The sequence below is a fragment of the Streptomyces sp. NPDC001108 genome (genome assembly GCF_053598535.1).
The window spans coordinates 354,703-367,626 of record NZ_JBSFKL010000004.1 but is presented as its reverse complement, the minus strand read 5'-3'; the positions used below and the strand labels follow the sequence as shown (position 1 = coordinate 367,626).

The following is a 12,924-nucleotide window of genomic DNA, read 5'->3' as shown; positions in this document are numbered from 1 at the left end:
GGCGGTGTGCCGGGAATGACCGTTGCGGCAGGTGGGGCGGGGTACGGGGCCGGAAGCGACCGGCGCCGCACGGAGGGCGGGGCGACCGGCCCGCCCGGTCCGGGCACGCCAAGGATGACGCCGGATGGCCGAAATCGGCGGACAACTTACGGAGAACTGGCCCGGGAAGAGCGGAATGTGACCCCGAGGACGTTGAATTCGTTGTGCTGGCGGCCATGTCCGCGACCGGTTTCGTGGGTAGGGCTGTCCCGTGGTCCCCGACGGACCGGCGTGCGGCGCCGGACGCGGTGCACCGTGGCGCGGAGGAACGTCCCAAGGGCCGGAGGTACGCGGACGTTCCGGCGGCGCGGCGAGGCACCGCGTCCGACGCCGCCCGCCCGCCGGGGCCACGAGACAGCCCCAGTGGCTCGCAGTGTCCCGTGTGTCCTGATTCCCACGGCCAGGAGGCCGCCATGCCCGTAGCCGCGAAGCCCCCGCTCCTCTCCTTTCCCGCACAGGCGTCGGCGCCCGCCGCCGCGCCGTCCGGCCCGCTGACCAGCGAACCGCCGCTCGCCGACGCGATACCCCTCACCAGCGAGCCCCCGCTCGCCGACGCCACGCATCTCACCAGCGAACCCCCGCTCGCCGTGCACGCCCCGCTGACCAGCGAACCGGTCGCGCCGAGCGGTGCGGGGGGACCGGAGTACCCAGGAGTCTGAATGGGCCTGTCCCGGCTCGCCGCCCTGCACGGCGTCGCCACCTCCGCCCCGTCCGCCGGCACGGGCGCCCCCGTCCCCGACGCCACCGTCGTCGCCGTGCTCGGCGCGCTCGGGGTGGACGCCACCACGCCCGGGGCGGTCCAGGAGGCGCTCGCCGCCGCCGAGTCCGCCGCCCGCTCCCGGCTGCTGCCGAGGACGGTCGTGGTGTGGGACGGGGAACCGCCGCCCGGGGCGCTGACCGCCCTGCCGCCCGGCACCGCGCTGGAGATCGCCCTCGAAGGCGGCCAGGCCCCGCCGCTGCGGATGCGGGTCGCGGCGCCGCCGGGCGGGGCGGCTTCGGCCGGGGCGGGCCGGGAGGAGGCGCAGCCGCCCGTCTGGTGGAGCCCGCCGCCGCTCGGGGTGCACCGGCTGGCCGCCCGGGCCCCCGGCGGCCGGAGCGCGTCCGCCGTGCTCGTCGTCGCCCCGGCCGCCGCGCCCCGGCCGCCCCGGCGCACCCACGGCCTCCTCGTCCAGCTCTACTCCCTGCTCTCCGCCCGCTCCTGGGGCATGGGCGACCTCGGCGACCTGGCCGACCTCGCCGCCTGGTCGGGGCGGACCCTCGGCACCGGCTTCGTCCAGGTCAACCCGTTGCACGCCGCCGTGCCCGGCCGCCCCACCGACCCCTCCCCGTACCGCCCGTCCTCGCGGCGCTTCCCCGACCCCGTGCACCTGCGCGTCGAGTCCGTCCCCGAGTACGGCCACGCCGAGGACCGGAGCATCCTCGACGACCTGCGGCAGAGCGCCGCCGCGCTCGGCGACACCGTGCTCAACAAGGGCGCCCTGATCGACCGCGACGCCGTACGCGACCTCAAGTACCAGGCGTTCGACGTCCTCCGCCGGGTGCCCCTCACCCCCGGCCGCCGCGCCGCCTACTGCGACTTCCTGGCCGGGCAGGGGCAGGCCCTGGAGGACCACGCCCTGTGGTGCGCCCTCGCCGAGATCCACGGCCCCGACTGGCACCGCTGGCCCGCCGGGCTGCGCGACCCGCGCTCCCCGGAGACCGCCCGCGCCCGCCGCGGACTGCTCGACCGGATCGACCTGCACTCCTGGCTCGCCTGGCTGACCGACACCCAGCTCGCCGACGCCCAGCGCGCCGCCCTCGACGCGGGCATGCCGCTCGGCATCGTCCACGACCTCGCCGTCGGCGTGCACCCCGGCGGCGCCGACGCCTGGGCCCAGCAGGACGCCCTCGCCCCCGGCATGTCCGTCGGCGCCCCGCCCGACGCCTTCAACGCCCGGGGCCAGGACTGGGGACTGCCCCCGTGGCGCCCCGACGTCCTCGCCGCCTCCGGCTACGCCCCGTACCGCGGACTGCTGCGCGGGCTCCTCGCCCACGCCGGGGCGCTGCGCATCGACCATGTGATGGGCCTCTTCCGGCTCTGGTGGGTGCCCGAGGGCCGCCCGCCCGCCGAGGGCGCCTACGTCTCCTACGACGGTGAGGCGATGCTCGCCGTCCTGGTCCTGGAGGCGCACCGGGCCGGCGCGGCCGTCCTGGGCGAGGACCTCGGCACGGTCGAGCCGGGCGTCCGCGAGGCGCTGGCCCGGCGCGGGGTGCTCGGCACCTCCGTCCTCTGGTTCGAACGAGACTGGGCGGGCACCGGCCGGCCGTCCGCCCCCGAGCAGTGGCGCGAGGACTGCATCGCCACCGCCACCACCCACGACCTGCCGCCCACCGCCGCCCGGCTCACCGGCGAACACGTCGCCCTGCGCCACCGCCTCGGCCTGCTCACCCGCCCGCTCTCCGAGGAGCTGACCGCCGACGCGGCGGACACCGCCGAATGGCTGGGCCTGCTCACCGCGCTCGGCCTGCTCCCCGAGGACGAGAGCGACGAGGAGGGCGCCGTCCGCGCCGTCCACCGCTACCTGCTGCGCACCCCCGCCCGCATGGTCGGCGTCTGGCTGCCCGACGCGCTGGGCGACCGCCGCCCGCAGAACCTCCCGGGCACCTGGGACCAGTACCCCAACTGGCGGCTGCCCGTCTCCGACTCCGAGGGCCGGCCGGTCACCCTGGAGGAGCTGGCCACCGCGCCCCGACTCCACCGGCTGATGGCGCTCTTCGCCCCGCGGTCCGGCGGCCCGGCCCCGCGCCACGACGGTCCGGGGCAGCTGCGGTGACCCCGTTCCGGCCCCGTACGGCACCCCCGGGCGCGCGCCCCTCGCGGGCGTTCGCTACGTTTGCACCGTGGACAAGAAGAACGCTATGCGCGCCGGCGCCGTCGCGGCCGGAACGACGCTGATGATGCTGCTCATGTCGTCCCCCGCGCTCGCGCTCACCCGCGACGACGGTGACGACCCGGGGCCCGGCCTGAGCGCGATGGAGACCGTCGGCCTCTACGTCGTCGCGCCCATCGTCCTGTTCCTGGTCATCACGGGCCTGGTCATGGTCCTGGACAAGTCCAGGAAGAAGGCGTAACGCCCACCCCTTCCCGTGCGCCGCGTGCACCACGCGGCGCACACGTGTGTCCGGACACGGAAACGCGGGCCCGGAGGCCACGGGTACGCGGGACCGCGGGGACGACGCGACCGCGGAGCCGTGACGCCGCCCGTAGGCTGCGGCCATGACCGAGTGGGACGTCAAGAAGCTCCGCATCCTGCGCACCCTGCGCGACCGGGGCACGGTCACCGCGACCGCGCGGGCCCTGATGATGACGCCCTCCGCCGTCTCCCAGCAGCTCTCCAGCCTCTCCCGGCAGCTCGGCGTCCCGCTCCTGGAGGCCCAGGGCCGCCGCGTCCGGCTCACCGACGCCGCCCACCTCGTCCTGCGCCACGCCGAGGTCGTCTTCGCCCAACTGGAACGGGCCGACGCCGAACTGACCGGCTATCTGCGCGGCGAGGCCGGCGAGGTGCGGATCGCGGCGTTCTCCACGGCCGTCCCCGCCCTCGTCGTCCCCGCGGTCCAGCGGCTGCGCGCCGAGCCGCGCCCCGGCCCCGACGTACGGATCCAGGAGGCGGAGGCCGGGCGGGCGTACGAGCTCCTGGCCGCCGGTGACGCCGACCTCGCGCTCTCCCTCGCCGCCCACGCCCCGACGGCCCACGACCCCCGGTTCGCGGTGCTGCCGCTGCTCGCCGACCCGCTGGACGTGGCGCTGCCCGCGCACCACCGGCTGGCCGCCGCCCCCGCCCTCCGGCTGGCGGACCTCGCCGACGACCCGTGGATCTACGGCGGCTCCGGCCCCTGGTCGCAGATCACCACCGCGGCCTGCGAGGCCGCCGGATTCGTCCCCGAGCAGGCGCACAGCGCCTCCGGCTGGACGGCCATCCTCGCCATGGTCGAGGCCGGCATGGGCGTGGCACTGCTCCCGCGCATGGCCTCGGCGGAGCGGCGCGGCCGGGACGGGGTGGTGATGCGGGTCCTCGACGCCGACCAGCCGCGCCGCCATGTGGTGGCGGCGGTCCGGCAGGGCGCCGAGCGGGGCCCCGCGGTGGCCAGGGTCCTGGCCGCCCTCACCACCGCCGCCGCATCGTTCACTTCCACTGAATAGACGATGCAAAAACATTCGATGGACCTGATGGGTCGTTCGCGCCGACAGTGGAGCCATGACCTTCGACGAGAACGAGCCCCGACACGACGACCCCCACGCCAACGACGCGGCCCCGTACGGCGGCGGTGACCCGTACGCCGACTACCGCAGCACCGACCTCCCCTTCACCGAGCTCGTCGACCTCGCCGACCGTCGCCTCGGCGCCGGCGTGATCGCCGCCAACGACGAGTTCTTCGCCCAGCGCGAGAACCTCCTGATCCGGGAGCGCGCGGTCTTCGACCCCGAGCACTTCGGCCACAAGGGCAAGATCATGGACGGCTGGGAGACCCGCCGCCGCCGGGGCGCGGACGCCGAGCACCCGTTCCCCGCCCCCGACGAGCACGACTGGGCCCTCGTCCGGCTCGGTGCCCCCGGCATCATCCGGGGCATCGTCGTCGACACCGCCCACTTCCGCGGCAACTACCCGCAGCGTGTCTCGATCCAGGCCACCGCCGTCGAAGGTTCGCCCGGCCCCGACGAGCTGCTCGCCCCCGACGTGAAGTGGGAGGAGCTCGTCCCGCCCACCCCCGTACGCGGCCACGCCGCCAACGGCTTCGAGATCAGCAGCACCCGCCGCTACACGCACCTCCGCCTGTGCCAGCACCCCGACGGCGGCATCGCCCGCCTCCGCGTCCACGGCGAGGTCCTGCCCGACCCGTCCTGGCTCGCCACGCTCGGATCCTTCGACCTGCTCTCGGTCCTGAACGGCGGCAGCTACGAGGACGCCTCGGACCGCTTCTACTCCTCGCCGACCCAGATCATCCTGCCGGGCACCTCCCGCAAGATGGACGACGGCTGGGAGAACCGCCGCCGCCGGGTCCGCGACACCAACGACTGGGTCCGCTTCCGCCTCCCCGCCCAGGGCGCGGTCCGCGCCGTCGAGATCGACACCGCCTACCTCAAGGGCAACGCGGCCGGCTGGATCGCCCTCCAGGGCCGCAACGGCGAGACCGGCGAGTGGTTCGAGATCATCCCCCGCACCCGCCTCCAGCCCGACACCCTGCACCGCTTCCCGCTCCGCGCCCAGGCGATCGTCACCCACGTCCGCCTCGACGCCTTCCCGGACGGCGGCGTCGCCCGGATGCGCCTGCACGGCAGCCTGACCGAGACCGGCGCCGCCGACCTGGCCGAACGCTACGAGCAGGCCCGCGCGTAACGACTCCCGCCCGTCGGACGGCCGCGCCACGGCGCCCGCCCGACGGGCGGTCTCCACCCCGGCCCCGGAACGCGGATTCGGAACGCGGCTTCGGAGCACAGAAGAGGGGCGCCCCCGTCACGCCGGGGGGCGCCCCTCACTGTCGTACGGCCGCTACCTTACGCCGTCGCGGCAGCCGCGTCCGCCGCCCGGGCCTTCAGGGCCCGCTCGACGCCGGACCGCGACTCCGACACCAGCCGGCGCAGCGCCGCGCCCGGCTCGGCCGAGGCGAGCCAGGCGTCGGTGGCCTCCAGCGTGGCCTCGGAGACCTGGAGGGCCGGGTAGAGGCCGATCGCGACCTGCTGCGCCATCTCGTGGCTCCGCGATTCCCAGACGTCCTTCACCGAGGCGAAGAACTTCTCCGTGTACGGGGCCAGCAGCTCGCGCTGGTCGGTCTGGACGAAGCCCGCGATGACCGCCTCCTGGAGGGAGTTCGGCAGCGTGTCGGACTCGACGACCGAGGCCCACGCCTCCGCCTTCGCCGCCTCGGTCGGACGGGCCGCACGGGCGGTCGCCGCGTGCCGCTCGCCCGCCGCCGTACGGTCGCGCTCGTACTCGGCGGCGATCTCCTCCTCCAGCAGCAGGCCGGCGGCCGCCAGCCGCTCCACGAACGCCCAGCGCAGCTCCGTGTCGACGGCCAGGCCCTCGATGGTCTCCTTGCCGTCGAGCAGCGACTGCAGGAGGTCCGTCTGCTGCGGGGTCCGGGCGGTCTCCGCGAAGGCGCGGGCCCAGGCCAGCTGGTGGTCGCTGCCCGGCTCGGCCGCGCGCAGGTGCGCCAGCGTCGCCTCGGTCCACCGGGTCAGCCCGGCCTCGCGCCACTCCGGCGCCGCGTACAGGTCCAGCGCCAGCTTCACCTGGCGGTGCAGCGACTGGACGACGCCGATGTCCGTCTCCTTGCCGATGCTGGACAGCACCAGGGAGAGGTAGTCGCGGGTGGCCAGCTCGCCGTCGCGGGTCATGTCCCAGGCGGAGGACCAGCACAGGGCGCGGGGGAGGGACTCGGCGAAGTCGCCGAGGTGCTCGGTCACCACGGCCAGCGACTCCGCGTCGAGCCGGACCTTCGCGTACGAGAGGTCGTCGTCGTTGAGCAGGATCACGGCCGGGCGGGCGGTGCCGGCCGGGAACGGGACCTCGGTGCGCTCGCCGTCGACGTCCAGCTCGATCCGCTCGCCGCGGACCAGCTTGCCGTCGGCGTCCAGGTCGTAGCAGCCGATCGCGATGCGGTGCGGGCGCAGCGTCGCCTCGCCCTTCGCGCCGGCCGGGAGCGCCGGGGCCTCCTGGACCACGGTGAACGAGGTGACGTGGCCGTTCTCGTCCGTGGTGATCTCCGGGCGCAGCACGTTGATGCCCGCCGTCTCCAGCCACGCCTTCGACCAGGTCTTCAGGTCGCGGCCGGAGGTCTTCTCCAGCGCGCCCAGCAGGTCCGACAGCCGGGTGTTGCCGAAGGCGTGCGCCTTGAAGTACGCCTGGACGCCCTGGAAGAACGCGTCCATGCCGACATAGGCCACCAGCTGCTTCAGGACCGAGGCGCCCTTGGCGTAGGTGATGCCGTCGAAGTTGACCAGCACGTCGTCCAGATCACGGATGTCCGCCATGATCGGGTGGGTGGACGGCAGCTGGTCCTGGCGGTAGGCCCAGGTCTTCTCGGAGTTGGCGAACGTGGTCCAGGAGTTCGGCCACTTCGTGCCCGGCGCGTACGCCTGGCAGGCGACCGAGGTGTACGTGGCGAACGACTCGTTCAGCCACAGGTCGTTCCACCACTCCATGGTGACCAGGTCGCCGAACCACATGTGCGCCAGCTCGTGCAGGATGGTCTCGGCGCGCCGCTCGTACGCCGCGTCCGTCACCTTCGACCGGAACACGTACTGGTCGCGGATGGTGACCGCGCCCGCGTTCTCCATCGCCCCGGCGTTGAACTCCGGGACGAAGAGCTGGTCGTACTTGGCGAACGGGTAGGCGTAGTCGAACTTCTCCTGGAACCAGTCGAAGCCCTGCCGGGTCACGTCGAAGATGTCGTCCGCGTCGAGGAACTCGGCCAGCGACGGGCGGCAGTAGATGCCGAGCGGGACGGTCCGGCCGTCCTTCTCGTAGCTGCTGTGGACCGAGTGGTACGGGCCGGCGATCAGGGCCGTGATGTACGACGAGATGCGCGGGGTCGGCTCGAAGGACCAGACGTCGTCGCGCGGCTCGGGGGTCGGCGAGTTCGAGATGACCGACCAGCCCGCCGGGGCCTTCACGGTGAACCGGAACGTGGCCTTCAGGTCGGGCTGCTCGAAGTTGGCGAAGACGCGGCGGGCGTCCGGCACCTCGAACTGGGTGTACAGGTACGCCTGCTGGTCGACCGGGTCGACGAAGCGGTGCAGACCCTCACCGGTGTTGGTGTACGCGCAGTCGGCGACGACGCGCAGCTCGTTGGAGCCCGCCACCAGGCGCGGCAGCGCGATGCGCGAGTCGCGGAACACGGCCGCCACGTCCAGCGCCTCACCGTTCAGCTCGACCTCGTGCACGGCGGGGGCGATCAGGTCGATGAAGGTCTCGGCACCGGCTTCGGCGGAGTCGAAGCGCACGGTGGTGACGGACCGGTAGGTCCCACCCTCCTGCGCCCCGGAGAGGTCGAGATCGATCTCGTACGCGTCCACGGTCAGCAGGCGCGCCCGCTCCTGTGCCTCTTCGCGGGTGAGATTGGTGCCAGGCACGCGGTCATCTCCTTGGATTGTGAGGTTTTGGCACATCCTTCCATGCCGGGTGCCCGGAGGGAGGAGGGCGTGGGGCGGTGCGTGGGAGGAGTCTGCGGAGGGTACGGAGAAGGGCGGCCACCCGGTGTGGGTGCCGCCCTCCTCGCTCCGGCCCTTCGGACTCCGCCCCTTCGGGCTCCAGCCCTTCCCCGGGACCTCAGCCCTTCAGCTCGTCCGCGACCAGCTCGGCGATCTGCACCGCGTTCAGCGCCGCGCCCTTGCGCAGGTTGTCGTTGGAGACGAAGAGCGCGATGCCGTGCTCCAGCGTCTCGTCGACCCGGATGCGGCCGACGTAGGACGCGTCCTGCCCGGCCGCCTGGAGCGGGGTCGGGATTTCGGAGAGCTCGACGCCCGGCGCGTCCTTCAGCAGCTCGTACGCCCGCTCCACACCGATCGGGCGCTCGAAGCCCGCGTTGACCTGGAGGGAGTGGCCGGAGAAGACCGGCACCCGCACACAGGTCCCGGACACCTTCAGCTCCGGGATCTCCAGGATCTTGCGGGACTCGTTGCGGAGCTTCTGCTCCTCGTCGGTCTCGAAGGACCCGTCGTCCACGATCGAGCCGGCCAGCGGCAGCACGTTGAAGGCGATCGGACGCTTGTAGACGCCCGGCTCGGGGAAGTCGACGGCCCCGCCGTCGTGGGTCAGCCGCTCGGCGTCGGCCACGACCGCGGTGGCCTGGCCGTGCAGCTCGGCGACCCCGGCCACACCGGAACCGGACACCGCCTGGTAGGTGGCGACGGTCAGCGTCCGCAGCCCGGCCTCCTTGTGCAGCGGGCGCAGCACGGGCATGGCCGCCATCGTGGTGCAGTTCGGGTTGGCGATGATGCCCTTGGGCCGGTCCGCGACCGCGTGCGGGTTGACCTCGGAGACCACGAGCGGGACCTCGGGGTCCCTGCGCCAGGCGGAGGAGTTGTCGATCACCACGGCGCCCTGTCCGGCGACCTTCTCGGCGAGCGCCTTCGACGTCGCGCCACCGGCCGAGAACAGCACGATGTCCAGACCGGTGTAGTCGGCCGTCGAGGCGTCCTCGACGGTGACCTCCCGGCCCTCCCAGGCGATCGTGGAGCCCGCGGAGCGCGCCGAGGCGAACAGCCGCAGCTCGTCGACCGGGAACTTCCGCTCGGCCAGGATCCTGAGCATGACTGTGCCGACCTGACCGGTGGCGCCGACGATTCCGACCTTCACAGGGACTCCTCCGAGCGTACGAACGGACACGGTTGCCGCGTCTGCCGCACCCATGATGCGGGTGGCCACGGCTTTCTTGTCCAGTCCATTGTCCGGGGTGTGGACGGCGGGCGCCCACCCGGGCACAGGACGGCGGGGCGGGAGCCCCGTAGAGCGCCCGCCCCGCCGCCTCGTCTGTCGTGCGGATCACACCCCGGTCGTTACGGAGTGACCTTCTCGATCACGACGCTCCCGGTGCCCGCGGCGGTGCCGCGGCTGTTCACCAGGTGGACCTCGCCGAAGAACTGCCGGCCCTCGGGGGCCGCACCGGCGGCCACGACCTCGGCGGCGATCTGCGTCGAGGCGCCGTTGGCCAGCTTCACGGCCTTCGACTCGTCGACCTTGATCGTGCCGAGCGACGGGGCGTAGTACACGTCGCGGTAGTCGTACGTGCTGGTCCCGGCCGGGACGTCGTAACCGTCGATCACGATGGTGTACGTGCCCGCGGCGGGCTTCGCCAGGCTGACCGCCTCCTCGGAGCCGGCGGTGGTCGACTTCCCGACCGCCTTGTCGCCCAGGTAGACGTACAGGTCCAGGTCGGCGTTGGCGTCCGAGGTGTTGCCGATGGCCACGTCCAGCTTCTCGACGCCCTCACCGAGGGTGACCGTGAACTCCTGGGTGTCGCCCGTCTTGATCGAGGGCTTCTCGACGTTGGCCGAACCCAGCGAGCCGCCCTTCAGGCTGCCCTCCAGGTCGCCCGAGACGTTGGTGGCCTTCCAGCTCACCGCGGCCGGCGTACCGATCTTCGCCTCGGCGATGGTCTGCACCGCCGGGTCGAAGGTGGCACCGAGCAGCGAGACATCCAGCTTGTACGGGTTGTCCAGCAGCGGCGAGGTACGCCGTGCCTCGACCTCGATCTCCCAGACGCCCGGCTGCGGGTCCTTGTACGAGCGGACGTCCGGACGGCAGGTGTTGGACGGGTTCTCGTAGTTCGGGTAGCAGTAGATCGTCGCGCTGTCCTCCACCGGCACCCCGTACGGGTGGATGGAGATGAAGCGGGTCTGGCTGCCCGAACGCAGCGCGCCGAGAGCGACCTCGAGGGTCTTGGCGCCCTCCGGCACGGTCAGGAAGTACGAGGTGCTGCTGTTGCGCTGCACCGAACCGGACGCCTTGAACGCGTACGCCGGCTTCACCAGCTCCTGGGAGACGATCACCGTGGAGAGGACCTGCTGGTCCACGCCCACGGTCTTGTTGTCGTCCACCTCCAGGATCGCGCTGTGCACACCCACGGTGCGCGGCTGCGCCTGCACCTTGACGGTGACGGGCTTGCCGAGCGGCAGGGCGACCGAGGCGGGGCCGGTCAGCTTGAACGTGCCGTCGTTGTTCTTCCACGACAGCTTGTGCTTGACGTCCTTGTCCGCGCCCGTGGTGCGGGTGAGGGTGACGTCGTACGACTTCTTCTGGCCGACCTTCAGGCCGCCGTCGCGGTCGTACAGGCCGGTGCCGAAGCCGGGGGTCTTGAGGTAGCTGGAGAGGACCGTGTCGACCGGGGCCTTCACGGAGAACTCGTTCGCCGGGGCGCCCTGCTTCTTGATCAGCTTCCAGGCGTCGACGATGTTGATCAGACCGGCGCCCTGGGCATGCGCGGGCACGTCCTTGATGTGGGTGGCGGAGCTGGTCAGCGCGGTGCGCAGGTCGGCCGGGGGCAGCTCGATGTGCTTCTGCTTCGCGGCGGACAGCAGCAGCGCGGTGGCACCGGCGGCCTGCGGCGAGGCCATCGAGGTGCCCTGGAGCATCGAGTAGCCGGCCGGCAGCGAGTAGCCCGCCTCCTTGACCGGGCCGCCGGGCAGCCAGGTCTGGGTGGTGTTGATCGCCGCGCCGGGGGCGGTCAGGATCGGCGCGAAGCCGCCGTCCTCACGCGGACCGCGCGAGGAGAAGGGCAGCATGTCGTACTTCTTGGTGACGTTCGAGCCGTAGTTGGCGGCCCAGGTCTCCTTGGAGATGGACGCGCCGACGGAGATGACGTGGTCGGCGAGGCCGGGGTCACCGATGGTGTTGACACCCGGGCCGTCGTTGCCGGCCGAGATGACCAGCTGGACGCCGTAGATGTCGACGAGCCGCTTGTACAGCTCGGCGCGGGCGTTGTTGCCGTCGTTCAGCGGCGGGAGACCGCCGATCGACATGTTGACGACGTCGACACCGCGGTTCACGACGAGGTCGATCATGCCCTCGGTGAGCGCGATGTTGGTGCAGCCGCCGTCCCAGGTGCAGGCCCGCGAGGACACGATCTTCGCGCCCGGCGCGGCACCGTTCATCTTGCCGCCGAACAGCCCGTTCGCGGCGGTGATGCCCGCGACGTGGGTGCCGTGCTCGCTCTCGATGACACCGATGTTGACGTAGTCGGCGGTGTCACCGGCGGCGTTGTAGACGACCTTCTTGCGGTTCTCGACGACGAACGGGATGCGCTCGGAGACGTCGGTGCGCGGGTCGTCCTTGCCGAAGTAGGCGACCTGGTGCTTCTCCTTGTACGGCACCAGCTTGGTGTCGTCGGTGAAGTCCGCGTTGTCGTTCAGGTCGACGCGGGTGGCGCCGGTGACCGGGTCGTAGAGCACGGCCCACACGTCGGTGGTGTCGCCGTCGCGGTTCAGGTCGCCCGCCGCGTCGCCGCCCTTGGTGGCGGCCTCGGCGAACAGCTTGATCCGGAAGTCGCCCTCGGGCGCCTTGTACGTACGGCCCTTGTAGGTGAAGACCGGGCCGGACACGGCGTCCGTCATCCGCAGCCAGGTGCCGTCGCCGTCGCTGACCGGGTCGGTCGCGGTCACCCAGTCGACGATCTTGCGCTCGCCGGTGGTGGTCTTCTGCAGCGCCGGGTGGCCCAGGTCGACACCGGAGTCGAGGACGCCGATGGTCACCCCGCGGCCGTCGGCCTTCGGGTTCTGCTTGACGAAGTCGACCGCGCCCGTCTCGAAGGACGGGTTGTACGGGTTCTTCGCCGGGGTGTTCTTGCCGGGCGCCGCGTAGGAGCCGGTCGCCTTGACCGAGGCCCGGGCCTTGGCCGTGCTGTCCCCGGCGGGCGTCGGGTCGTCCAGCATGATCTCCTGCTTGAGATCGATGCCGTGGACGGACGACAGCTTGGAAGCCGCCTTGATGGTGGCCTCGGCGGTCGCGGTGGGCACGGTGGCCCGCACGTAGCCGAGCTTGTCGTAGGTGCGCCCCAGCACGGAGCCCTTGACGGCGTCCAGCTGCTTGGCGACCTGTGCGGTCGCACCGGGAGCGGTGGCGACCATCATCGTGATGTTCTTCTGGCCCTTGGCCTTGGCCTTGGCCAGGAGCTGCTCGTCGTGGCTGCCCAGCTTGTCGGCCGCGGCGCCCTTGGCCGCGGACTTGACGGGAGCGGGGTCGGCGGTGCCGGCGGCGAAGACGGGCGCGACACCGGTGGCGGCCAGCGCGGCCACCAGGCCGGCGGCCGCGACGACGCGGGCCGTGCGTCTCGCCCCGGGTATGGAGCGGGGGGCTTCGGAGGTCATCAGCATCCCTGGATCGAAAAGAGAGAGTCCGGAATTCGGTACCG

8 protein-coding genes are annotated in these 12,924 nt (G+C 72.7%); 5 read left to right on the top strand and 3 right to left on the bottom strand.

From position 1 onward, the window contains the following. Nucleotides 1-452 precede the first annotated feature (452 nt). From ACWC97_RS13050 to alc, 5 genes are all read left to right on the top strand, one after another. Nucleotides 453-698 carry a hypothetical protein gene (locus ACWC97_RS13050; RefSeq protein ID WP_450649143.1) on the top strand — a complete coding sequence of 82 codons (246 nt, stop codon included), beginning with the start codon at nt 453-455 and terminating at the stop codon, nt 696-698. Then, entirely contained in the window at nt 699-2,852 is a 2,154-nt protein-coding gene (gene malQ / locus ACWC97_RS13045) for a 4-alpha-glucanotransferase (RefSeq protein WP_450649141.1), read from the top strand. Nucleotides 2,853-2,919: 67 nt separating this feature from the next. Continuing rightward, nucleotides 2,920-3,150: a hypothetical protein gene (locus tag ACWC97_RS13040; RefSeq protein WP_352275378.1), complete on the top strand. Its 231-nt coding sequence runs from the start codon at nt 2,920-2,922 to the stop codon at nt 3,148-3,150. Nucleotides 3,151-3,295: 145 nt separating this feature from the next. Further along, nucleotides 3,296-4,219 carry a LysR family transcriptional regulator gene (locus ACWC97_RS13035; RefSeq protein ID WP_450649139.1) on the top strand — a complete coding sequence of 308 codons (924 nt, stop codon included), beginning with the start codon at nt 3,296-3,298 and terminating at the stop codon, nt 4,217-4,219. 55 nt (nt 4,220-4,274) lie between these two features. After that, on the top strand, nt 4,275-5,414 hold the full coding sequence (alc, locus tag ACWC97_RS13030; protein ID WP_450649137.1) for an allantoicase: 1,140 nt from the start codon (nt 4,275-4,277) through the stop codon (nt 5,412-5,414). Nucleotides 5,415-5,572: 158 nt separating this feature from the next. Here alc and pepN read toward each other — a convergent pair whose 3' ends face one another. From pepN to ACWC97_RS13015, 3 genes are all read right to left on the bottom strand, one after another. After that, nucleotides 5,573-8,149, bottom strand: coding sequence for an aminopeptidase N (gene pepN / locus ACWC97_RS13025; protein ID WP_352275373.1), 2,577 nt, complete (start codon nt 8,147-8,149; stop codon nt 5,573-5,575). A 196-nt stretch (nt 8,150-8,345) separates the two neighbouring features. Next, nucleotides 8,346-9,374, bottom strand: coding sequence for an aspartate-semialdehyde dehydrogenase (locus ACWC97_RS13020; RefSeq protein ID WP_450649135.1), 1,029 nt, complete (start codon nt 9,372-9,374; stop codon nt 8,346-8,348). A gap of 200 nt (nt 9,375-9,574) precedes the next feature. Beyond that, nucleotides 9,575-12,886, bottom strand: coding sequence for a S8 family serine peptidase (locus tag ACWC97_RS13015; protein WP_450649133.1), 3,312 nt, complete (start codon nt 12,884-12,886; stop codon nt 9,575-9,577). Between the last annotated feature and the right edge of the window lie 38 nt (nt 12,887-12,924).